The sequence below is a fragment of the Acidiluteibacter ferrifornacis genome (assembly GCF_009909615.1).
Classification (GTDB): Bacteria; Bacteroidota; Bacteroidia; order Flavobacteriales_E; family Vicingaceae; genus Acidiluteibacter; species Acidiluteibacter ferrifornacis.
Window position 1 is genome coordinate 213,256 of record NZ_WWNE01000012.1, and the last position, 22,456, is coordinate 235,711.

21 protein-coding genes and 1 tRNA gene are annotated in these 22,456 nt (G+C 35.5%); 5 read left to right on the forward strand and 17 right to left on the reverse strand.

What is annotated here, in order from left to right; genetic code table 11:
- Positions 1-51: 51 nt before the first annotated feature.
- Positions 52-1,029: a fasciclin domain-containing protein gene (locus GQN54_RS13050; RefSeq protein WP_160634000.1), complete on the reverse strand. Its 978-nt coding sequence runs from the start codon at positions 1,027-1,029 to the stop codon at positions 52-54.
- Between the two features lie 186 nt (positions 1,030-1,215).
- Between GQN54_RS13050 and GQN54_RS13055 the strand changes: the two genes are divergently transcribed.
- Positions 1,216-1,989: an AMP nucleosidase gene (locus tag GQN54_RS13055; RefSeq protein WP_160634001.1), complete on the forward strand. Its 774-nt coding sequence runs from the start codon at positions 1,216-1,218 to the stop codon at positions 1,987-1,989.
- Here GQN54_RS13055 and GQN54_RS13060 read toward each other — a convergent pair.
- Both GQN54_RS13060 and GQN54_RS13065 read right to left on the reverse strand, forming a co-directional pair.
- Positions 1,986-4,220: a transglycosylase domain-containing protein gene (locus GQN54_RS13060; RefSeq protein WP_160634002.1), complete on the reverse strand. Its 2,235-nt coding sequence runs from the start codon at positions 4,218-4,220 to the stop codon at positions 1,986-1,988. The genes GQN54_RS13055 and GQN54_RS13060 overlap by 4 nt on opposite strands.
- 70 nt (positions 4,221-4,290) lie before the next feature.
- Positions 4,291-5,127, reverse strand: coding sequence for a hypothetical protein (locus GQN54_RS13065; protein WP_160634003.1), 837 nt, complete (start codon positions 5,125-5,127; stop codon positions 4,291-4,293).
- Positions 5,128-5,247: 120 nt separating this feature from the next.
- Here GQN54_RS13065 and GQN54_RS13070 point away from each other — a divergent pair, with 120 nt between their 5' ends.
- Positions 5,248-5,802, forward strand: a complete 555-nt coding sequence (locus tag GQN54_RS13070; protein ID WP_160634004.1) for a hypothetical protein — start codon at positions 5,248-5,250, stop codon at positions 5,800-5,802.
- Here the strand turns inward: GQN54_RS13070 and GQN54_RS13075 are convergent, their stop codons facing one another.
- Entirely contained in the window at positions 5,803-6,876 is a 1,074-nt protein-coding gene (locus GQN54_RS13075) for a CaiB/BaiF CoA transferase family protein (protein WP_160634005.1), read from the reverse strand.
- Entirely contained in the window at positions 6,873-9,005 is a 2,133-nt protein-coding gene (locus GQN54_RS13080) for a heavy metal translocating P-type ATPase (protein WP_160634006.1), read from the reverse strand. The genes GQN54_RS13075 and GQN54_RS13080 overlap by 4 nt, the downstream gene beginning before the upstream one ends.
- A gap of 192 nt (positions 9,006-9,197) precedes the next feature.
- Here GQN54_RS13080 and GQN54_RS13085 point away from each other — a divergent pair.
- Positions 9,198-9,273 (forward strand) — tRNA-His (locus GQN54_RS13085).
- Between the two features lie 198 nt (positions 9,274-9,471).
- On the opposite strand, the gene GQN54_RS13090 is transcribed toward GQN54_RS13085, so the two are convergent.
- Positions 9,472-10,014: a GNAT family N-acetyltransferase gene (locus GQN54_RS13090; protein WP_160634007.1), complete on the reverse strand. Its 543-nt coding sequence runs from the start codon at positions 10,012-10,014 to the stop codon at positions 9,472-9,474.
- A 311-nt stretch (positions 10,015-10,325) separates the two neighbouring features.
- On the opposite strand from GQN54_RS13090, the gene GQN54_RS13095 reads away from it, so the two are divergent.
- Positions 10,326-13,316: a glycoside hydrolase family 3 N-terminal domain-containing protein gene (locus GQN54_RS13095; protein WP_160634008.1), complete on the forward strand. Its 2,991-nt coding sequence runs from the start codon at positions 10,326-10,328 to the stop codon at positions 13,314-13,316.
- A gap of 11 nt (positions 13,317-13,327) precedes the next feature.
- The gene (gene bshA, locus GQN54_RS13100; RefSeq protein ID WP_160634009.1) at positions 13,328-14,464 is read left to right on the forward strand and encodes an N-acetyl-alpha-D-glucosaminyl L-malate synthase BshA; all 1,137 of its coding nucleotides are present in this window, start codon (positions 13,328-13,330) and stop codon (positions 14,462-14,464) included.
- Positions 14,465-14,511: 47 nt separating this feature from the next.
- On the opposite strand, the gene GQN54_RS13105 is transcribed toward bshA, so the two are convergent.
- From GQN54_RS13105 to GQN54_RS13155, 11 genes are all read right to left on the reverse strand, one after another.
- Complete coding sequence (locus tag GQN54_RS13105) at positions 14,512-15,369, reverse strand: sulfurtransferase (protein ID WP_160634010.1); 858 nt, start codon at positions 15,367-15,369, stop codon at positions 14,512-14,514.
- A gap of 17 nt (positions 15,370-15,386) precedes the next feature.
- Positions 15,387-15,806 (reverse strand): GNAT family N-acetyltransferase, encoded by a 420-nt coding sequence (locus GQN54_RS13110; protein ID WP_160634011.1) that lies wholly within the window; start codon positions 15,804-15,806, stop codon positions 15,387-15,389.
- 410 nt (positions 15,807-16,216) lie between these two features.
- Positions 16,217-17,458 (reverse strand): GNAT family N-acetyltransferase, encoded by a 1,242-nt coding sequence (locus GQN54_RS13115; protein ID WP_160634012.1) that lies wholly within the window; start codon positions 17,456-17,458, stop codon positions 16,217-16,219.
- 84 nt (positions 17,459-17,542) lie between these two features.
- On the reverse strand, positions 17,543-18,202 hold the full coding sequence (locus GQN54_RS13120) for a hypothetical protein (RefSeq protein WP_160634013.1): 660 nt from the start codon (positions 18,200-18,202) through the stop codon (positions 17,543-17,545).
- A 1-nt stretch (position 18,203) separates the two neighbouring features.
- Positions 18,204-18,716, reverse strand: a complete 513-nt coding sequence (locus tag GQN54_RS13125) for an RNA polymerase sigma factor (protein WP_160634014.1) — start codon at positions 18,714-18,716, stop codon at positions 18,204-18,206.
- A 533-nt stretch (positions 18,717-19,249) separates the two neighbouring features.
- The gene (locus GQN54_RS13130) at positions 19,250-19,828 is read right to left on the reverse strand and encodes a DUF2441 domain-containing protein (RefSeq protein WP_160634015.1); all 579 of its coding nucleotides are present in this window, start codon (positions 19,826-19,828) and stop codon (positions 19,250-19,252) included.
- Between the two features lie 68 nt (positions 19,829-19,896).
- The gene (locus tag GQN54_RS13135) at positions 19,897-20,202 is read right to left on the reverse strand and encodes a type II toxin-antitoxin system RelE/ParE family toxin (protein WP_160634016.1); all 306 of its coding nucleotides are present in this window, start codon (positions 20,200-20,202) and stop codon (positions 19,897-19,899) included.
- Entirely contained in the window at positions 20,202-20,420 is a 219-nt protein-coding gene (locus GQN54_RS13140; protein ID WP_160634017.1) for a hypothetical protein, read from the reverse strand. Before GQN54_RS13140 ends, GQN54_RS13135 begins: the two co-directional genes overlap by 1 nt.
- A gap of 50 nt (positions 20,421-20,470) precedes the next feature.
- On the reverse strand, positions 20,471-21,205 hold the full coding sequence (locus tag GQN54_RS13145; protein WP_160634018.1) for a shikimate dehydrogenase family protein: 735 nt from the start codon (positions 21,203-21,205) through the stop codon (positions 20,471-20,473).
- Positions 21,206-21,209: 4 nt separating this feature from the next.
- Entirely contained in the window at positions 21,210-22,136 is a 927-nt protein-coding gene (locus tag GQN54_RS13150) for a DUF368 domain-containing protein (protein ID WP_160634019.1), read from the reverse strand.
- Between the two features lie 28 nt (positions 22,137-22,164).
- Complete coding sequence (locus GQN54_RS13155; RefSeq protein WP_160634020.1) at positions 22,165-22,455, reverse strand: rhodanese-like domain-containing protein; 291 nt, start codon at positions 22,453-22,455, stop codon at positions 22,165-22,167.
- Position 22,456: the final 1 nt, after the last annotated feature.

The following is a 22,456-nucleotide window of genomic DNA, read 5'->3' on the forward strand; positions in this document are numbered from 1 at the left end:
CAAAAAAAAGGGCCTTCCTTTCGGAAGACCCCCAAACCTAAAACTAACCAACTACAGTTGTGGCAATAAAACCTGATTAACGGCATGAACAACTCCGTTCGTAGCTTGTACATCAGTTATTATAATATTTACATTTCCTTGACTAGACTCCTCTGTTTGAAGTTGAGCACCGTTGGTTAAATCAACAGTCAGGTCTGAACCTCCTAAAGTACCAATGGTTTGACCTTGGCTTAATTGACTAGCTTGTACATTCGCGCCGGAGACCACATGATACTCTAATACCGCTTGTAAAGTAGCTTCAGGAATATCATTTAACGTATTCCATTTACTATTTGAGTTTAATAATGTGGTAAATGCTTCATTAGTAGGAGCAAATATGGTAAATGGACCGTTTCCAGATAAAGTTGTTGTATAAGTGAAATTATATGCGGTTAATGCTGCCACTAAGCTTGAGAATCGATCGTCTGCTAAGGCAATATCAACAACATTTGGAGGCAACAATACACGGTCTATAATGTGAATTACACCATTAGAAGCCATTATATCGGCTTGCATAACTTTAGAACTATTATTAATTGTGACACCATTACTTGTTTCCACAAATAAAGACGTATTAACTCCATTTGGACCTGATGTGTTGATAGTTGTTGCATACATATCGTCTGATAAATCAGTTGATTTAACTGTACTACCTAATACATGATATGTCAAAACGCTAGTCAAAGTGGCTTTGTCAATATCGGAAATTTGGTTCCAATCGTTATTAGTTGCTAAAAGATTTCTAAAAGCCTCATTGGTTGGTGCAAAAACTGTAAAAGTTCCACTAGCTTGGAAAGTAGAAACTAAATCTGCGGCAGATAATGCCACTACTAAACTATCAGTACGACTGTCTGATGAGGCAATTTCAGCGATGTTTTGAACTGTAGGTGTAGGAGTAGGTGTTAGCACATTATCATCGTCGTCATCACAGGCAATTAAAGAGGTGCTCAAGATTAATGCGGCCATAACCGCCTTGTTTAAATTTTTCATAGTTAATGTTTTTATGTGTTTGTTTCAGTCTAAACACCCTTAGATTATTTTTGTTTATTAAAATTTGCTAATTATTAAACAAAATGCAGATACAACTTGAAATTTATTCTTGAAATATTTGCTGTGGTAATTGTAAATAGTGGGATAGAAGATAAAAATGTGTATTATTGATAAAGAATATATATTATGAAAACAAAAGAAGAAATTGTAAAAAACTGGTTGCCCAGATACACCGGTACCCCGATAGAAAGTTTTGGTGAATACATTTTGTTAACCAACTTTGGCAACTATGTGAACATGTTTGCAGAGGAATTTAATGTTGCGGTAATTGGGAAGGATAAGCCGATGCAAACTGCTACCGCCAATAATATTACGATCATAAATTTTGGAATGGGTAGTCCTATGGCGGCTACCGTAATGGATTTATTGTCCGCTATCATGCCAAAGGCTGTTTTGTTTCTGGGCAAATGTGGTGGTTTGAAGAAGAAAACTCAAATAGGAGATATGATACTTCCGATTGCAGCAATAAGAGGAGAGGGGACAAGTGACGATTATATGCCACCTGAAGTACCTGCGTTGCCATCGTTTCGTTTACAACGTTCGGTTTCATCAATGATAAAAAAGCATCAATTGGACTATTGGACAGGTACGGTTTATACTACTAATCGTCGGGTATGGGAACATGATGAAGATTTTAAAAATTACCTTAGAGAAATACGCGCAATGGGCATAGACATGGAAACTGCCACCATTTTTACTGTAGCTTTCGTAAATGAGATACCTCATGGTGCATTGCTGTTGGTTTCTGACAATCCTATGATTGCAGAAGGAGTAAAAACCTCAGAAAGTGATCAAAAAGTAACATCTAATTTTGTTAATGCGCATTTACAAATAGGTATTGATGCATTAATCGAATTAAGAGATTCAGGTGAGTCGGTTAAGCATTTAAGATTTGTCTAATTGCCAAACAACTTGTTAAAGAAGGTTTTTCTTTTTTTTCTTTTCTCTGAACGTTCTAATCTTTCATCCAAGGTTTCTTCTTTATCTCCAAAAATGTCCAAGAATTCCTCAAATTGAGAATCTTCTTTGAAGTCGTCACAATCAAAAAGAGATAATTGGTCTTCTGTGATTTCTGGAAAGGATTTTGAAACCATTTTTTTAGTGGTGGATTCTTTTTGGAGCTTATTATAACTTAAGCCTACCAAAGGTAGAGCTAAGCGACTTGCAGAACCATTTGCTCCACTGGAAAAATGAATTTTCGGTAAAGTTGCTCCAACTCTGGCAACTGTAATGGCTTTTGGATTGTATGCTGTAAACCATGCATCTGCAAAGTCTTGTGAGGTTCCAGTTTTTCCTGCTAAAGGTATACGAACACCATAAGTGCCTGCCAAAGCTGCGCCTGTTCCTTCTTTAACAGCTTTTTGTAAAATGATATTTAAAAGTTTCACCGCTTCAACATTCAACAGCTTTCTTGCTTTTACTTTTTGATGTGCATAGATTAACTGTCCATTAGTGGAAATAATAGAGTCAATAAAATATGGCTGCACAGAATATCCTCCATTTCCAAAAGTGGCGTATGCTCTAGCCAGTTCGTAAACACTAGCTGATGCGGCTCCTAAAGCAGTGGATGGCTCGTCAGGTAGTTCGGATTGGAACCCTAATTTCTGCCAAATGGATTTTAGTTGGGGGTAACCTACTTCAAAGAATAAATTCACAGTCGGGATGTTCTTAGAAAAAGCCAAAGCCGCTGCTAAGCTGTATTTTCCACCTGTTTGTAAATCGTAGTTTTGAGGGTTCCATTCTTCAAAGTCTGCTAATTGAATAGAATCATTGTCTAAATAATCGCAAGGTGAATAGCCTTCTTCTAATGCCGCTAAATAGACCATAGGTTTAAAGCTTGAAGCTAATTGACGCTTAGCCATTACTTGATCATATGGATGGATTTGCTGGTTAATTCCACCTTGGTATGCAAGGATAGCCCCTGTGGTCACATCCATGGTCATCATGGCAGCATGCAGTTGAGTTAGCTCGTATTTGATGCTGTCAAGAATAGAAGCATCCATCACTTTTGGCCCTTCCCAGGTCTGAAATTCAGTTCTTTTTATTGTATCCTTACTGTGGGAAATAGACTGTTGATGGGCAAAATTTTTCGCTAACTTATCCAATTCTTTAGCGTAGTATCCTTTAGCATATTGCTTTTGAAGTAAAGCATGCATTTTGGATAAGTGTTCTTTCATCGCATCATACTGACTTTTCTGTACTTCATATTGAAGGGTAGTATAAATCTTTAAACCATCCTTCTGGAGAGATATTTCAGTTTGATGAATTCCATTATACTCTGCTATTTTCTCTTCAGCGAGCTTCCTGACCACCTCTGCGTAATAATTGGCTATCCCTCTAGATTTAATATCATAGTAATCTAATTCTATGGGTAATGCTTGATTATCTGTTTTTTCCTCCTGACTGATGTAATCATATTTAGCCATTTGAGCTAAAACTACATTTCGTCTTGTTTTTGAACGATCGGGATGTAATCTTGGGTTGTAGTAAGAGTTTGCCTTAAGCAGACCTATTAATGTGGCTGATTGAACTATTGTTAAATCCTTTGTGGTTGTATTAAAGAATCGCTGTGCAGCGGATTCTATGCCGTAAAGGTTCTCGCCAAAAGGAACAGTATTGAGATAAAGTGCTAAAATTTCGTCTTTAGAATAAATTTCTTCAATTCGTTTGGCAAGTATGATTTCCTTTACTTTATTAAAAGCGATGCTTCCAAATTGAAACTGTTCTCTTCCAAACATATTTTTAGCCAATTGTTGGCTTATAGTGCTACCTCCACCAGAGCTTTGATCACCAAGGAAAATGCTTTTGACAATTACTCGAGCAACACTTCTATAGTCAAATCCTTCATGATCATAAAACCGAACATCTTCTGTAGCAATTAAAGCGTTTTTGAGGTGCTCAGGCATTTCTTCAAATGCGATGTCTGTTCTGTTGAGCGCATAAATTTTAGATAGTTGTTTGCCGTCTGCGGAATAGATAATGGAAGCATTTTCCAATTGAAATGCTTTTAAATCATCTTTGGTTGGAATTTTACCGAAAAGACCTGCGTAGATGCTCATCACAAATACGACAAAGAGTAGAGCAGGGGTACCAATAAGAACTAAAAATATTTTTATAAGTTTTTTCTTCATTTTCATACAATGGGAAATAAAAAAAGGGAATTGTAAACAAGTCCCTTTTGTGATTTATGCTATAAAGCGATTATTCATCATCACTTTCATCTTCGTCATCGTCATCACTTTTAAATGATTTATAGATAATTTCAGATTCTTTCTTTCGAGATTCAGGATCAACTTTTTCACCGATTAAATATTTCTCCATGTCTTTACTCATGGCTAAGATTTCAGGTGCTTGGCTTTCTTTTACTTCAAATTTGTAGGCGGCAAAATATTTATTGTATTCTCCATTTTTCACCAAAGTAGCCCATTCTTCTAGTCCATTTACTAAAGTTTGTGCAGATACTTCATCAGGTACGTATTCATCGTTGATATTTTCCATAGCGAGTTTGATACTTTTAACACCTTCACCAACATTTCTGGCTTTCATTTCGTAGACTCCTTTCATCAACCAAACTGAGTAGTCATCCGGATCAAATTTTACAATTTTCCCCATGTAATATGCCGCTTTTCTTGGATTGTTATTGTCATAATAGATTTCAGAAATCTTTATCACTGTATCTTTTAATAACGTTAGAAAGTCATCATTTACTTTTAATATTTTTTCGTTTTCTTCTTTAGTGGCATATTTCACCATTTTGTATGCAGCCTTCAACGACTCTTTAATCGCATTAGGATAATCTTCTTGTAATTCTGGTTTTTTAGCAATTTCGTAGTAAGCTTGAGCGATGTAAAGGTAGGTCGTAGGATTTCGTCTATACTCAGGGTCCTCTGCTAATTTTTCAGCTTTAGCAGCCACATCTTCAATTTTTCCATCCACCATGAGAAAGGCGATTTTACTCAATTTTTTATCCTCTTCTTGAGCGTTAATTGTGCTTCCTAAAGCAATAAATAGAAACAGTGTAAATAGACTTTTTTTCATAACTAAGTTTTATTTGGATTCGTGAAATTACAAATCTTGTACCAAGTATCAACGAAGATAAGATATTTACATTCGATTGCCTGAAATTAATATTAATTTTGATCAAATTTTTAGAGCATAATGAAGAATCATTCCAGTCGCATCAACAGTAATCAAGAAAATGGAAAATTTGTACTGACTATTAATGCCTACTATGAAGAAGATAAGCAGAAGTTTTTTTCGGTATGGTTAGGTGCATTCACTTTGTGTGGATTGGCAATTCTATCTCAGTTGTTTACCTCCGAGAATAGCGAAATGAAATTAATGATTTTTGTTTTCGGAATGTTTTGGGCTTATTTTGAATATAAAATGGTTAGAACATGGAGGTGGAGAAGAAGCGGAAAAGAAGTCATTGAAATGGATGATCAGTATATCTATGTCGGGAGAATTTATGGTAAAAGAGGAATTCCTAAAGCCTATCCATTAAAGGATGTTCAGTTGCCGCGTAAGTTTGTGAATGAAAGTAATGATTTTGTAAAAAGTATGAATGACTCATATTGGATGATTTCCAATGAGCAACTGTGCATGACTTACAAAGGAAAATTAATCATGTTCGGTCTGCGTCTATCAGAAAAAGAAATGAATAAAGTATTAAAATTAGTTCAACAAGAAATTGGAAAACGATTAAAAAGTTAACTATTCGCTAATTTTAAAGACCGCTGTTGCAACTCGTTTCGTAGACATGCCCTCAATTTCCTCTTCCAAAATTAGCCGTTGAGCTTGTTCATCTTCAAAAACATCTTTTAAGTTTTTTAACTCACCGATCGGCACTTTGGCTTCTATTAAACGCTTGTAAATGTCTGCTCCATTGAGTAAATGAAAAGTTTCACTTAAGGCCATATGCAATTCAATACGATGGTTTACTCGTAATTGGTTGGTTCTATATTTAGGCGACTCTAGAAGGTCTGAGCGTTTAATTTCTTTACATAAATTTTGAAACTGCTGATTATTTCCTATGGCCAAAACATACTTAATCCCATCATTTGAAGTTACAATTTCACCATACGGTGCAATGTTTGGGTGCAAACTTCCAATTGGTTTTGGAATGTGGTTATTCATTAAATAATTGGTCGCCTGATTCGCCAAGGAGGCCAATGCGGCATCATATAGTGAAACAGAAATTTGAGCACCTTTTCCAGATATTCCGCGTTGTATCAAGGCGATTAGTATTCCTTCTTTAAGTTGATGCGCTGCAAATAAATCAATAAAAGCGATGGGTAGTTTTACGGGTGTTTCAACATTTTCACCATTCATTGACATTAAACCAGATTCTGCTTGTAAAACCACATCGAAGGCCACTTTGTCGCTATCGGTTCCAAATCCATTAATGCTTGCATAAATCAATTTAGGATTCAACTGTTGAAGTGTTTTATAATCTAATCCATATTTCAGATCATCCCCTTTTTTGAAATTAGAAATAAGGATGTCAGCAGTGCTTATTTCATTTAAAACTAGCTGAATATCCTTGCTATCTTTAAGGTCGAGTTGAAGGGCTTTTTTGCCGTAGTTCACTGCTGAATAATAGGCTGAAACAGGATTGTGAATGGATTCATCAGTTAATCTCCAGCTTCTAGTAACATCACCATACGTCGACTTATTTTCTATTTTTAAAACAGAAGCTCCTAATTCTGCGAAAAAAGTTCCTACTGCGGGTCCAGCAAGAACAGAAGCCAATTCTACGACCTTTAACTCTTTAAATGGTTGGTTCATTTATCAATATTTTTGTAGCGTAAACGGATGGAATTTCCAATCACAATCACATCAGAGAAAGCCATAGATAGGGCTGCTACCATTGGATTTAAAAATCCCATAGCTGCAATTGGAATGGCAACCACATTATAGGCAAAAGCCCAAAATAAATTCTGCTTAATAGTTAAATAGGTGTGTTGACTTATATTGTAGGCATCCCAAGCCGATTTTAGAGAAGACTTATTCAGCAATACGATCTCCGCAGAGTTAATGGCTACCTGAGTAGCAGAACTTAAACTCACACCAATACTGGCTTTGGCTAGGGCAGGAGCATCATTGATTCCATCACCTACCATAACCGTAAATCCATCTTGATTTAATGCATCTATCTTAGCTAGTTTTTGTTCGGGTAGTTGCTCGCTTTCGTAGTTTTCTATGCCGCACTTTTCAGCCATCGCCCTTACTTTTTCTTCTTTGTCTCCACTTAAAATGTAAGTTGAGATCTTTGCTTCTTCAAAGTTTGCGATTGTTTCTACGGTATGTTCTCTGATTTCGTCCTCTAAATCAATTCCGGCAACTATTATTTCATTTTCGATTAGATACAATGAATGAGAATTGACAGTTTCTTCTTTTAGCAGTTTATATGAACCTAAGGCAATTTGATTACCTTCTGAATCTTGTCCAAACATTCCCAATGCTTTTTCTTCTCTAATTCCCATTAATGGAGTCATTTTAACTTTGCCTTTCAGCTGTTTCAAAATGGATTTGGCTATAGGATGGGCAGAATACATTTCTAAACTCAGTATGATGGATTGAACCTTCTCTTCTGAATAACGGTCGTCATAAAGCTGTATCTTATTGATGCTAAAATCTCCAGTAGTGATTGTTCCTGTTTTATCAAAAACTATGTGTTTTGCTTTGGCAAAGATTTCCAGACTCTGTCCACCTTTTATCAGGATTCCATTTCGTGCAGCTCGGCTGATTCCTACCATTACGGCTGTTGGAGTGGCCAATCCCATCGCACAAGGGCAAGAAATTACCAATACCGCAATAGCATTCAAAATGGCAATTCTAAAATCTACACCGATGACGAAATACCACACAACAAAGGTTAAAACTGAAATGCCAACAACAATTGGAACAAATATACCAGCTACTTTATCTCCTAATTTTTGAATGGAAGGTTTCTGACTTTGGGCAGTTTTTACCAATTCTATAATTTGTGACAATACTGTTTGATGACCTACTTTTAAAGCTTGCATTTTAATGCTGCCGTCTAAAACTATTGTTCCTCCAATTACTTCATCGCCTGGATTCTTTTTAACAGATTCTGCTTCACCACTTATCATGGCTTCATCAATTTTAGCAGAGCCCTCTTTTATCTTTCCATCGGTTGGAATTTTATCTCCGTTTCTGACCAATAAGGTATCACCAACTTTTATATCCTTAGCTTCTATTTCTTCGATAGTTTCTTCTCCATTCTTCAGGCATACTTTATTGGCTTTTTCCACTTGAAGTGCGGTCAATTCTTGAATGGAAGAGGTGGTTTGCTTTACAGATCGGTGTTCTATTAAATTGCCTAAGAAAACTAAAGTAATAATGGTTGATGCCGTCTCAAAAAATAGAAAATTTGCTACTTCAGGTTCTCCCCAATGTAAGATCATTCCAGATAAAGAATACCCAAATGCTGCGGTAGCACCAATAAAAATAAGCACATCCATATTGGGTACTCCTGATTTTAGTGAGCCCCATCCACTTTTGCCAAAGTGATAAAAACCCAATGCAAAAACTGGCAGACAGAGCAGCAATTGGACCATGGGGTTGTGAAGTGGTGCCCAACTAACGAACATATGAAGAAATAAAGGAATAGAGAAAAGCAAACTGATGTAAAACTTTTGTTCAATGGATAATTGTCGGCTGTGGCTAGAGGTTTGTCCATCCGACTTTATACCATATCCCAACGACTTTATGTCTGATTCAATAACATCTATGGTTATGTCAGGTGAATTGGAAAAACGAACCTCTCCAGTAGCGAAATTGACATCCACATCTTTCAATCCTCTTTTTTCTAATCTTTTAGTTACGCCTAGTGCACAATTGGAACAGGTCATTCCTTCGACTAGAAGTAGATTTTTTTCGGATTTTTCCATAAATCAAAATTACTTAATCATTCGTTAGACTTGCTGAAAGAGGGGTGTTAAACTTAAAGCGGTAGTACTTTCTTTTTAGGCTAAAAAAAATGATGTTTTTTTTTAATAAAAGTGAGTAGTAAAATAAAAAGTTTTATATTTGCCACCCGTTAGGAAAAATGAAAATATTTATTTGACTAACGAAAGAAATACGGTGGTTGTAGCTCAGCTGGTTAGAGCATCGGTTTGTGGTGCCGAGGGTCGTGGGTTCGAATCCCATCTTCCACCCACTAATTTAAAGGTTAGGTTTTTACCTAACCTTTTTTCGTTGTTCTAATTTTTTGATACAGTTTAAGATATTAAATGTTTTTAGCTTAACTCTAATAGTTTTCTCCTCAAGATAAGTCGTATTAATAAAAACATCTTTGGCAGTGTTTTATACGAATTTACTCATTAAATACTCCTGAAGATATATTTTTAAATCTTATCAAAAATTTAGATACAATTGATGATTTGGATTGCTGTGAGTCGACGATATTTTAAAAGAATATTCTCCAATTTTTCTAAAGCCGATTTTTTTGTAAAATTCCAAGGCTTTTGAATTTTCTACCCATACATTTAGCCAAATTCCATCTTGACGACATTTCTTACATAACTCTAGGTTAAAATTAAAAAGTTGGTATCCGTAGGATAAACCATGATAGTCTTTTAGAACATATAGCCTCTCTAGTTTGGCAATATTTATGGAATCCACTGAATTGTGTGGGATATTTATGCAAATTTTTGAAAATCCAATAGCCTTGTGACCTATAAATAGTAAATAGTAGTTATTGTTCGCCTCTTCAAGTTCTTTCTCTATTTGCTCAATGGTATAGTTGTTTTTAATGTATTCAGCAATGTCCACCTTAGGTGCGCTATGCCCATGAGATTCAGTGAAGGTTATTTTTGCTAGACGCATTAATATGGAAGAATCAATGCAGGTGGCTTTTCGAATGAACAAATCAGGAACGGAATGTTGAAGTATTGCCATCTGAACTTAACCGATTAACTAATAAAGAATTATTATTCTCTTTTTTTTAGTTTAAAAGTAAACAATAATTGAAATGACATACAATTGCTTTAATTGTTAAGCTCACAATTCCCAAAGAAAGTTAAAATAGAATAACATTTTACTTTGTGATGTCCATTCTTTATTTTTTGGTTTGGGATTTGTACAAAATGAGTTGATTTAATAAACGTTCAACTGTTTAAAAGTATTGCTAATGCTTAGTCCCTCGGGCAGCATAATCTTTAATTTAGAGGTTCGTTATATTAGAATACGATCACTATAAAATCCATTTTATGCGGCTTACAATCTTGCCAATTTTCCTTTTTTCATTGTTACTGTTGAGCTCTTTTCATTTACCAACCAAGGAATCAGAAATAGCTGAACCTAAAAGGATTCCTTATTTAAAAGGGAATCATGTTTGGGCTGACTCGATACTTAATTCAATGAGTTTAGATGAGAAAATTGGTCAATTATTCAATGTAGCGGCCTACACCAATGAGAAAATGAACAAAAAGGAAGTTGAGCAGTTGATTCAACAGTATCACATTGGTGGGTTGACCTTTTTTCAGGGTTCAATTTTTAAACAAGCAGAACTTACTAATTATTATCAATCCATATCAAAGGTGCCATTAATGGTTGCAATGGATGCAGAGTGGGGAATGGCTATGCGTATTGACAGTGTGATGAAATACCCGTGGCAAATGACATTGGGAGCTATAGAAGATGAAGAGTTGATTTATAAAATGGGAAAAGACATTGCTCAACAAATGCGACGAATTGGAGTGAATGTGAGTTTTTCGCCTGTTGTAGATGTCAATAATAACCCCAATAATCCAATAATTAATGCTAGATCTTTTGGAGAGAATAAAGAAAATGTAGCTCGCAAGGGAGTAGCATATATGCAAGGTTTACAAGATGGAAAAGTATTGGCATCTGCTAAGCATTTTCCAGGTCATGGAGATACAGATGCAGATTCGCACAAATCACTGCCTTTAATTGACAAAACGGCCAAGCAATTAGATTCTTTAGAATTATATCCTTTCAAACAGCTGATAAAAAAGGGAGTAGGAAGTGTAATGATTGCTCACCTAAATATTCCTGCGTACACCAAGGAATCGGCTTTACCCTCTTCATTAACGGCATCGGTCGTGACTGATTTACTAAGAAATGAGTTAAAATTTAAAGGATTGACCTTTACTGACGGCTTAAATATGGCAGGAGCTGCTGCTAGATTATCTTCTCCACAAGTGGATGTAGAAGCGATTAAAGCAGGCAATGATATTTTGTTGCTGTCTAGAGACGTTGCTAAAGGAGTAGAAGCTATTAAACAAGCCTTGTTGGATAGTGTTTTAACGGTAGAAGCTATAGATGCTTCTGTATTGAAAATTCTTCGTGCTAAACATTGGATGGAATTGGATCAATACGCTCCATCAAACCTTAATCAATTGTATGAAGACCTAAATACGCCAAAATTTAAGGCGTTGAACCATAAACTAACGGCAGCTTCAATTACACTTTTACGCAATGAAAACATCATTCCATTGTCTACCGGTACTCAGAGAATTGCGGTTTTATCCATCGGTTCAAAAGAAGTCACCACTTTTCAGAAGAGCATTGCTAGCTATGCAGACGTTCAATTTTTCAACGCAGGAAATGATATTCCTGTTGGAGATCAGAAAGCGATGATGGATAGTTTGATGCCATATGATGTGATTATTATTGGGATGCATAGAAGTGACAAACACCCTTGGGTGAAGTACGATGTTTCAGAGGACTTAAAAGGCTTTTTAAATGTATTGCGATTAAAGAAAAAAGTGATTTTGGACGTATTTATGAATCCATATTCAATGCGCAATAGCTTAGCAACTGAATATATGGATGCATTTTTAATTTCTTATCAAAACTCAGATGCAGCCCAACAAATCTCAGCAGAAATCATATTTGGAGCTCGCTCAGCAAAAGGAAAATTGCCAGTAGGGATCTCAAAAGCTTTTCCCGAGGGTTCAGGAATGAGTAACGAAACTTCTAACATTCTTTACAGGGAAATTCCTGAAGAGTTGGGTTTGTCTACAGAGTTGTTGAATCAAATCGATATTATCGCACAAGATGGAGTAAACAAAGGAGCATATCCTGGTTGTCAGGTTTTGGTAGCGAAGGATGGAAAAATTATTTACGACAAGCAGTTTGGTCATTCAACTTATGAGTCCAATCAACCAATCCAATCAACCGACTTATATGATATTGCATCGGTAACAAAGATATCAGCGACATTGTTGGCGGTAATGGATTTAGTGTCGAAAGATCAACTGAGTTTAGACGACAACCTAGGAAAACACCTAGGAAGAATGGTAAAAAATACTGATTATGCTGATTTGAAATTAAGAGAGATTTTAGCACATCAAGCAGGATTGGCAGCATGGATACCATTTTACATAAAAACATTGAGCGGTGGAGAACCCAGGTCAGATCTTTACAGTAAGATTCAGACATCAGAGTTTTCTGTTAGAGTAGCAGATAGCCTTTATATTACGCCTACTTATGAAGATACTATCTTTTATAGAATTATTCATCGTGCAAAGGTAAACCCCAAAAAAGAATATCGATACAGCGATGTGGGATACTATTTCATGAAAGAAATTGTTGAACGAATCACCGATATGCCGATAGAAGACTATTTACAAGCTAATTTTTATGGTCCTTTGGGGATGAGTAGAACAACATTTAATCCATTGAACAAATTTAATAGAGCTGAAATTATTCCAACAGAAGATGACAGAACGTATAGAAGGCAATTGGTTTGGGGTGATGTTCATGATCCAGGAGCTGCTATGCTAGGAGGAGTGGGAGGTCATGCTGGACTATTTTCTAATGCCAATGATCTGGCGAAGTTGATGCAGCTATATTTGAATAACGGGAACTATGGCGGAAATCAATATATCGATGCATCAGTGGTCAAAGAATTTACAAAATGTCAATTCTGTAAAGACGATGCTCCGAAGAATGGAAACGAGAATAGAAGAGCTGCTGGATTTGATAAACCTGCTTTTCATGGAAATCCTGGACCAACTTGTGATTGCATTAGCTACGCAAGTTTTGGGCATTCTGGATTCACTGGCACCTACGCTTGGGCTGATCCCGATGCACAAATAGTTTACATATTTTTGTCAAATCGTGTATACCCTGATGCGAACAATAAAAAGCTTTTGCAGTTAAATATTCGAACAGATATACAAGAACGAATTTATGATGCTATTAAGGCATCTAAAATGAAAATGATCAACTAATTGATAGAAATATGAACATCGGAATAGTGCTTTACCCTACTTATGGAGGAAGCGGAGTAGTTGGAACAGAGTTAGGAAAGGCCTTGGCCGACAAAGGACATAAAATCCATTTTATCACCTATAGACAGCCAGTAAAACTAGAAGAGTTTACGGCGAATATCTCTTATCACGAAGTACGAGTTTCCGATTATCCCTTGTTTGACTATCCACCTTACGAACTGGTATTGGCCAGTAAGCTGGTGGATGTGGTGAAGTATGAAAAGTTGGATTTATTGCACGTTCATTATGCTATTCCGCATGCTTCAGCAGCTTATATGGCTCAACAAATTTTGAAAACGGAAGGAATAGAAATTCCTTTTATCACCACCTTACATGGGACTGATATTACTTTAGTGGGAAAGGATGCCTCATTTGAGCCAGTCATTACTTTTGCCATCAATCAATCCAACGGAGTGACTGCGGTTTCCGAAAGTTTGAAAAGGGAAACCTATGAGCATTTTAAAATCCAAAATGGGATAGATGTTATTCCCAATTTTATTTGCATTAAGCAATATGAGGAGGTAAAAATAGACCATCGGTTGAGAGAATCTATTGCACCAAATGGCGAACGTATCATTATACACATTTCCAACTTTAGAAAAGTAAAGCGAGTGACGGATGTGGTGAAAGTGTTTGCACAAATAAGAGCAAAAATGCCAGCTAAATTAGTAATGGTAGGTGATGGCCCAGAACGGAATAAAATTGAGCAAATGTGTCGAACACTGGGCTTGTGTGGCGATTTGCAAATGATGGGTAAAGTGAACGATACCATTCGAGTGCTTTCTGTTGCCGATTTGTTTATTTTGCCTTCTGAATCAGAAAGTTTTGGGTTGGCTGCTTTAGAAGCAATGGCAGCCAAAACACCGGTCATTTCTACCAATACTGGTGGAATTCCTGAAGTGAATATTGATGATGTAACTGGCTACATGAGTAATATAGGCGATGTAGATGACATGTCAGCCAACGCTTTGAAGATTTTAAAAGACGACGAAACGCTGAATCGTTTTAAAAAGGATGCTTTTGAGCAAGCCAAGCGTTTTGATCTGGGGAAAATCTTACCGCAGTATGAAGCACTTTATGAAAGAGTGTTGCACAGGCATTTGTTGTAGAGAATACACTTCATTCCACTATTGTTATGTTTTTGTAGATTGGTTCTCTATTCCTCAACCACAATCTCTTTATCATTTCGGCACCATTCACTCCATGAACCCACGTATAATTTAGGAATTTCCAACCCTGCATAATCCATCGCTAAGATAGTGTGACAAGCGGTTACGCCTGAACCACAATGAATGATAGTTCGATCAGCATTCTTATTCTGAAGAATAGATTGATAGAGCTTTCTTATATCTTCAGGTGAGCGGAACAATCCATTTTCGTCTAAATTTTTGGCCAAAGGAACATTAATCGCTCCTGGAATGTGACCTGCAACTGGATCTATTGGTTCTGATTCTCCATTATATCGGTACGATTCTCTGACATCAATTACTGCAAAGTCTGCTTTCTCAGAGTGGGCTTCTACTTCGTCGATTGTTGCCATTGGAAGCAGCCATCTGTCAGCGGTATAAGGTTCTGTTTTATTTGGGGTTACCTCCTTATCGTTTGCCGGAAATCCATTTTTAATCGCCGTTTGAAAACCACCATTGACAACCTGAACTTTTTCATGTCCAATAGATCGGAGCATCCACCAGAATCGTGCTGCAGCATTCATTCCATTGGTGTCGTCGTAAACAACCACATGACTTTCTTCAGAAATACCTAGTTCAGCTAGTGTTTTCGCAAATTGATTGATCGGAGGTAAGGGATGTCTACCGCCATTTGCAGCATCTTTAATGTGGGACAATTGAAGGTTTAAATCAACGTGTTTTGCTCCATTCAAATGTTTTTCAGCATAGTCTGATTTAGCATTTTTTCCGCTTCTAGCGTCAACTAAGACCAGATTTTTATTAGTACGTATTTCCATTAATTCATCAGAATTGATGATGGGAGAGATGGGATTAATTTGATGACTCATTTCAATTGTTATTTTCTTTATTCACAATGTTCTTTAATTTGTTTTTCATCCTTCGGTAAAAGGTACGCCGATTTTTGGTTCAGCCATCCTATTTTTTCATAAAATCCTGCTTTGCCTGGTGTTGCTGTTAAAGTGATGAAATTGTACCCAACCAGCTGCTTGGTAATGGTATCGACAATTCGTTTACCAATTCCTTGACCTTGAAAGTCGGGGTGAATGGCGATGTCAACCAAGTTTGCATAATATTTACCATCGTCTACTGTTCGTCCAAAACCAATAATTTCATTTTTTTCTCTGACGATACAGATGTAAGAACTGGTCAGAAAGGATGCTTTAATGTCTTCTGGTGTTCGTACACCCCAATTGATTAATAAGAAGATTTCCGAGATTCGTTCCCATTGAATCTGGTCACGGTTTGGATTGATTTCGATTGTCATTTTAGCCGTTTTGTTTAAGTCATCAAATTAATTCACTATTGTCCGATTAAAAATTTTGAATCGAAAACGAATGCTAATTTTATGTTGTCCCTTGAATTTTTGTTTTTGGAAAATAAAATGAATCCTTAGAGAAACCGGGAAGCTTCAATCTGTGATTGGAGATCACCCGGCTGAACTTAGGATTTATAAAATTTGGAGGAAATAAAAATTCAAAGGACGAGCTTTTTTTGTTTCGTTTTTTTGGTGGACAAAAAAATGAAAAATCTAAATCAAAAAAAGTAAGTCCCTATTTTAAGATAAATTAAATGAAATCTTCATTTTTATGGAATAGTTCATTTATTACTATGTAGTTACACTTTAATGTCTATTTAATTCGATATACTTTTGTTTTTTGTCGTACAACAGTGAAATTAATTATTCTCAATTAATTTAATACTCTTTTCTAGGCAATAAAATTCAAATTCTCGCTCAGGAAAATGGACTTCTCCACGGATGTAATACGCTCTTTTTTTATAGAACTCAATCACCTTTTTGTTCTGACTATAGGCATCTAATCGGATAGAAGTATAACCATTGTCAATTGCATATAACTCAGCAAAATCCATCATTTTAGTGGCATAACCGTTGCGTTGATGAATGGGATTCACGACCAATCGATGAATGACTAATATTTTAGAATCATCAAATTGCCAATTCACTGTACTATAAACTGCTTCTTGAATTTCGCTGATGTTAATTGCGCCAATAATCTCATTACCATGTGATAGTACAAATAAATAACCTTTCCTTAAATCATCTTCAATTATGGATTGGGTGGGATAGTTATCCGTCCATTGAAAAATAGAGTTTCGTTCCAATTCCGCCTTTGCAGCTAAGTAAATTTGAAACAGTTTATCAGCATCAGAAACGGTTCCCTTTTTTATATTGAGTTGTTCAACTATAGTAGTTTCTGTATTGGTTTCGTAAACAATCAATCCTTCATTCGTTTCGTCCAATTGTTCTAAAAGCTGTCCATTCTTATTCCATACCGCACTTTGGCCTGTACTCATAAAGTTGTCGCAAAAACCAATGCTATTCACCATTAAAACTGGAGTGTTAAATTCCTTTGCAATGGAAGGGAAGTAGGAATTGGCTTTCTCTATTCCGTGATTTGGTTTGGCAACACTCGCAATGTAAATATCAGCTCCGTTATTATGAGCGTTTATAAAATGTTCACGTTGCAATAATTCATAGCAAATTCCAAAAGCAATTTTAGTTTGATCAATGACAATGTATTCTTGATTTTTACCTGCTACAAAATAGGGCAATTCGTCATCATGCAGGATTTGCTTGGAATAGACTAACCGATTTTTGTTGGGTTGAAAAAGGAGCAGACTTATTCTAACTCCATCTTTATAAGGAGTGGGCATTCCAACTCCGATAGTAATCTTATTTTGATCTGATAACTTCTGAAATGGATCAAATAGTTCATCATCAATTGACGCAGTCAACTCTTTGGCCAATTCAGGCTCGTAACCGGTAATGGACAATTCAGGAAAAACAATCAAATCTGCATTCAGTTTAATTGCCTTTTTAATCAATCGAATATGATTCTTGATGTTCTTTTGAACATTCCCTTTAGTAGATTTTAGTTGGGCAAGACAGATTTTCATGAGAAAGAAAAGATTTCTTTCTTATAAAAATAGGGATATAAATTGAATGTTTTTAACCCTTATAAATGACTTGTATTCAAAATTCTATTCTTTTTTAAATTCTTCCATTTCGTTATAGAATTGAATCGCTTTCATAACAGATTTTCCACCTGATCCGGCTAACATGTTTCTGAACCATGCTTTATTTAAGTTTTCAATGGTGTGCTGCTTATACAGCCAATAGCTTAAATAGAGGAATGATAGTGTCAAAATAGACTGAAAAATGAGATAACCTGTACCAACTTCATTCGGAAACCAGTTGTCGGATAAATAGAAGGTGGTAAAAAATGGAAACTGTAAACACATTATTTTGGAGTGATTGATAATCGACAATTGCAATTTGGATAACTGCTGCTGAATTTCTAGAACACTTCCGTCGTAATTAATGGTATTCGTCCAAGTGAGGTGTTTGATGTAATCTGCAAACCCTTTTACATTAATCAAAGCAATGATAGAAACAGAGCCAATGAAATAATTCAACGAAGCACTGTAGTTAGTTATTGAATAAGTTAAAGCGTACCCCAATAAAAATAAGTAAAAAACAAAAGCGATAATTCCTGACGTTTTTAATCGAATCAACGACTTTAAGGAATTTTGAGCCTTAGTATTTATAGTTTCTTTTAAAAGAATTTGATTGATTCGGAGTGTTTTCTCAATCTTGCTGTTTTGTTCTTTCCAGATATTGATCAATTCTATATTTTCCATTTTATTGAGTTTTGAGTTGCGTGATTTTTTGTTTGATAATGAGTTTGATTCGACCAATCTTAGTCGCGACGTTTGTTTCAGTGATTCCCATAATAGCCGAAATTTCTTTATGGCTTTTCTCTTCCAAATAAAGTAAGATGACCGCTTTGTCCAATTGCTTCAATTCCAAAATAACTTGTTGCAGCAGTCCTAAATCCGATTCTTTATCATCTTGCATTTCATTGTGTGTAAAATCAATGATGCTATCTGTTAAAGGATTGGAAATCGTTTTTCGACTATTTTCCTTGCGATAAAACGAAATAGCCACATTTAGTGCAATCCGATACATCCAAGTAGAATACTTGAAATTGGAGTCATATTTATCAAACGACTTCCAGAGTTGAATAATAATTTCTTGAACAAGGTCTTTTCGGTCTTCACTATTTTGGCAATAGGAGTTCGCTACCTTATAAAGGATGCCCTTATTCGTTTGAATAACAGAAATGAAAGAATCAGAAAGATTATTTTTTTCCATTGCTAACTGTATTCAGTTGATCCATTTTAAAGGATGACTCAAGACTTTTTGATTCGATCTTTTGTTTTGGACTTGAATAATAATTTCGAGTTAAGGAAATACTACAACCCATAACTAAGAAAAGTGTGAGTATTACAACCAACCCAAAGATGCATTTTTTTATGTTCCTCATGAATAAATATTTTAAGAGTTAAATCGTCTATTTACTCCATTATTCGCATGAGTTGCCAAAATATCACAGTTTGGGGTGTTTTTAGGAATTATTTTTTGTGGGAGAATTAATGTGGAAATATAATTTTGTAACTCGTGCAGCTAGGTTTCGTATTCTTACAATTTATAAAACCCTGCAATAGAACCTTAAGAAATTACTTTATCTGTATAAATAGATTGAGAAGATATTGAAGTAATAGAACAGAATACAAGAAAGAAAAGTGTACGTATAATATTTTAATGTCCAGATTGATCCATTTTTTTACAGCTGCAGTATAGTTGTAATGAATGAGAAATACAGTACTTATTCAGTAGTGCTAATATTAATTTGTTACTTCAGAAAGAAGTTTAATTCGCCCTGAGAATAGAATTTCAGATTCGACATCACAATTTTCTCCCGACCAATATTTTTCAGCAAAGTCTTCAAACTCACTGATTGGGTAAGTATCGCATTTTATATAGCTTGCAGAAGCCTTATGTATTGTATTAGGTTGAATTAACTTTACTTCAAAAATTCTTTTTTCATTATGAATTTGGGTTAACCAATAATTTAAATGCTCTTCAGTGCATAACCAAATGCATTGCTGTCGAGATGGAAGTTCAGGGAAACGTGATTTTCTAATATTTTCAAATATTTCTTCCCGAATCCATTTAATGTATTGTAATAATTCAGAGGCGATGTCATTTGCTATAATTTCATATTGACTGGCTCTCATTAGGTCACAATGGATTCGATTTTCAACTTTTGATTTGGAAGTTTCTATTAGTTCTTTTTTTAGTGAGCAAGAGCTAACAATTTCAGAATAAAAAGTGTTTAATTTACTTCCAATAGTATATTCTGAACCAACCTCCCATTGATTTTCTACCCTTCTCTTTTGAATATGAAAGTATCTTTTTGTCATTATATTTATTTTATCTAAGGATTATTTTATAAACTATAATACTTTTATGGAGGCGATAATATTGAAAATTACTTAAGACTGTCTTTTAATTTTTCGGGATTTTGTCTTATATCAAAAATGGTGATTACTTCGATTTCATTTGAGCTAGTCAAAACACGATAATAGAAAGTAGTTTGTTTTGTAACCACGCATTTATACAAACCTTGAAATTTGCTTGATTTGGGGCAGCTGTATGGTAAATAGGATATTTGATTAAACTTTTCAGTCAGTTTCGAGATAAACCTATCACGAGTTTTCTGATTCCAATTTTCTAATAAGTAGCTGTTTAATTGAAGTAGTTTTAATTCAGCATGTTCAGATAAGAACACCTTCATTATGAGATTTTCTTTAAAAATGAATCATAAGAGATTCTTTTGCCATTGTCTAAATCCTCAATTCCTTTTTTAATGTCTTCTTGCTCACTGGGTGACAATTCATCCCAAAAATCTGATTTTTCTTTTTTGACAAAGTCAGCTACTCGTTGGATAAATTCGGCATTCTCATTCTCCAAAATGGTTCTAAGTAATTCTAATTTTGTTGTTTGAATATCCATGACTTGAAATGATTTACACCAAATTTACAAAAAATAATGTAGGTGTGTTTCTATCCCTTCTCCCAAACCTTCCAAGCTTCTTCTGCTTGAATTTTCAGCATTTGCTCCCCATTAATGGCAATAGCGCCTGCTGCTTTGGCGTGTTGTAGAAATTGTGTTTCAGAAGGGTTGTAGACCAAATCGTATAAGAAATGTTGTTCGGTCAGGTATTCATAAGGAAGTTCTGGAGCCTCCGTAATGTTCGGGAAAGTGCCTATCGGCGTAGTATTTACAATCAATAAATGGTGCTTCATCACAAAGCTATTGATGTCCGTGTAGCTTAACTCGTTTTCAGCTTTAGGATTTCGGCTAACGTAGGTGATCTTGATTCCTAAATTCTCCAATACATAAGCTACCGCTTTTGCTGCGCCTCCAGTACCCAAAATTAATGCTCTGGTGTGTATGTTTTCTAAGAAAGGCTTGATGCTGTTTCTGAAACCAATTACATCTGTATTGAAGCCTTTTAAACCACTTTCTGTAAACTGAATGGTATTAACTGCTCCAATGGCTTTTGCTTCTTCATCTATTTCGTCCAAATAGGGGAGAATAGCCTCTTTATAAGGGATGGTAACGTTTAATCCGGATAGTTGGTGCTCTTGTACTAAAGCTGTAAATTCTCCAATCTCAACCAACTCAAACAAAGAGTAGGAAGCATCTGTGATTCCTTCTTTCCCAAACTTTTGTTCGAAATACTGTTTAGAGAAAGAGTGGGAGAGGTTTTTCCCGATTAAACCAAATTGTCTCATTAGATTAGGCTTTTTTAAATCGCTTGCCCAATCCTTCTAACACAAAAATCAATGCAAAGCCAACAATCGCCAGTACTACAGCAAAAGCCAATTGATTGTCACCTTCAAAATTTTGTGGCAATAAATTAATTTGCTCAAGGGGTTTTTGCTCTCCATGACGGTCGGTCATGTAACTCAATGTTTCTTTCCAAGGCCAAATTTTATTCAATGATCCAATCATGAACCCTGTCAAAATTGCCATTGTTAAGTTGTGGTAGTGTTTTAACAACCAAGATAGTAAATGCGAAAAACTCAATAAACCTGTCACACATCCTACACCGAACAAAGCAATAACATCCAATTTAAATTGACTTAAAGAATCGATGATGTAAGCGTATTTTCCCAATAAAACTAAAATAAATGACCCCGATATTCCAGGTAATATCATTGCGCATATTGCTATGGCTCCGCTAATTAGAACTGCCCACCAAGTATTAGGAGTAGCTGCAGGTACTATAGAGGTAATCCAATAAATTAAAACGGTTCCGCCAATTAATCCAATGATGTTGGTGATATTCCATTTGGTGATGGTTTTAGCTACAAAAATCGCAGAAGCGACAATTAATCCAAAGAAAAATGACCAAATCAAAACTGGATGAACTTCTAATAAGTATTTGATTAGTTTAACCATACTTACTAAACTAATGCCGATTCCCAGCACCAATGCTACCAAAAAGCTTCCGTTGATGTGTGCCCAAAATCCTTTGAGTCCATCTTCTTTAAGCGCTTTTATTGCTCCTAAATTGAAAGATTTTAATGTATTTACAAACTCTTCATAAATTCCAGCTATCAGTGCGATAGTTCCGCCTGAGACACCAGGCACAATGTCTGCAGCACCCATTCCCATTCCCTTTAAAGAAATGATGGCGTAGTCTTTCCAACTTCTTTTCATATCAATCTATTGTATCTGTGAAGTCCAATTATGACTCTATAAATGCTGTTACACCTCCTTGAAGAGAATGTAGATTTTCTAATTTAAACTTTCTTTCTAGTGTCATAATAATTGCCGAAGAGCGTTTTCCACTTTGACAGCAAAAAATAACCTTTTTGTTGGTATCTATCTTGTCAACAGAGTTTAATACTTCGTCCAAAGGAATATTGATACCACCTATATTATTGTCTTCAAACTCATAAGGTTCTCTTACATCAATGATTTGGATATCGCTGTTATTGATCACAGCTTTTAGTTCGGTTGGGCTAATCGTTTGCATG

What these genes read in the sequence shown, in the direction of transcription:
- GQN54_RS13050 (WP_160634000.1), bottom strand. Translation starts at nt 1,029, where the DNA reads ATGAAAAATTTAAACAAGGCGGTTATGGCCGCATTAATCTTGAGCACC.
- GQN54_RS13055 (WP_160634001.1), top strand. Translation starts at nt 1,216, where the DNA reads ATGAAAACAAAAGAAGAAATTGTAAAAAACTGGTTGCCCAGATACACC.
- GQN54_RS13060 (WP_160634002.1), bottom strand. Translation starts at nt 4,220, where the DNA reads ATGAAGAAAAAACTTATAAAAATATTTTTAGTTCTTATTGGTACCCCT.
- GQN54_RS13065 (WP_160634003.1), bottom strand. Translation starts at nt 5,127, where the DNA reads ATGAAAAAAAGTCTATTTACACTGTTTCTATTTATTGCTTTAGGAAGC.
- GQN54_RS13070 (WP_160634004.1), top strand. Translation starts at nt 5,248, where the DNA reads ATGAAGAATCATTCCAGTCGCATCAACAGTAATCAAGAAAATGGAAAA.
- GQN54_RS13075 (WP_160634005.1), bottom strand. Translation starts at nt 6,876, where the DNA reads ATGAACCAACCATTTAAAGAGTTAAAGGTCGTAGAATTGGCTTCTGTT.
- GQN54_RS13080 (WP_160634006.1), bottom strand. Translation starts at nt 9,005, where the DNA reads ATGGAAAAATCCGAAAAAAATCTACTTCTAGTCGAAGGAATGACCTGT.
- GQN54_RS13090 (WP_160634007.1), bottom strand. Translation starts at nt 10,014, where the DNA reads ATGGCAATACTTCAACATTCCGTTCCTGATTTGTTCATTCGAAAAGCC.
- GQN54_RS13095 (WP_160634008.1), top strand. Translation starts at nt 10,326, where the DNA reads ATGCGGCTTACAATCTTGCCAATTTTCCTTTTTTCATTGTTACTGTTG.
- bshA (WP_160634009.1), top strand. Translation starts at nt 13,328, where the DNA reads ATGAACATCGGAATAGTGCTTTACCCTACTTATGGAGGAAGCGGAGTA.
- GQN54_RS13105 (WP_160634010.1), bottom strand. Translation starts at nt 15,369, where the DNA reads ATGAGTCATCAAATTAATCCCATCTCTCCCATCATCAATTCTGATGAA.
- GQN54_RS13110 (WP_160634011.1), bottom strand. Translation starts at nt 15,806, where the DNA reads ATGACAATCGAAATCAATCCAAACCGTGACCAGATTCAATGGGAACGA.
- GQN54_RS13115 (WP_160634012.1), bottom strand. Translation starts at nt 17,458, where the DNA reads ATGAAAATCTGTCTTGCCCAACTAAAATCTACTAAAGGGAATGTTCAA.
- GQN54_RS13120 (WP_160634013.1), bottom strand. Translation starts at nt 18,202, where the DNA reads ATGGAAAATATAGAATTGATCAATATCTGGAAAGAACAAAACAGCAAG.
- GQN54_RS13125 (WP_160634014.1), bottom strand. Translation starts at nt 18,716, where the DNA reads ATGGAAAAAAATAATCTTTCTGATTCTTTCATTTCTGTTATTCAAACG.
- GQN54_RS13130 (WP_160634015.1), bottom strand. Translation starts at nt 19,828, where the DNA reads ATGACAAAAAGATACTTTCATATTCAAAAGAGAAGGGTAGAAAATCAA.
- GQN54_RS13135 (WP_160634016.1), bottom strand. Translation starts at nt 20,202, where the DNA reads ATGAAGGTGTTCTTATCTGAACATGCTGAATTAAAACTACTTCAATTA.
- GQN54_RS13140 (WP_160634017.1), bottom strand. Translation starts at nt 20,420, where the DNA reads ATGGATATTCAAACAACAAAATTAGAATTACTTAGAACCATTTTGGAG.
- GQN54_RS13145 (WP_160634018.1), bottom strand. Translation starts at nt 21,205, where the DNA reads ATGAGACAATTTGGTTTAATCGGGAAAAACCTCTCCCACTCTTTCTCT.
- GQN54_RS13150 (WP_160634019.1), bottom strand. Translation starts at nt 22,136, where the DNA reads ATGAAAAGAAGTTGGAAAGACTACGCCATCATTTCTTTAAAGGGAATG.
- GQN54_RS13155 (WP_160634020.1), bottom strand. Translation starts at nt 22,455, where the DNA reads ATGCAAACGATTAGCCCAACCGAACTAAAAGCTGTGATCAATAACAGC.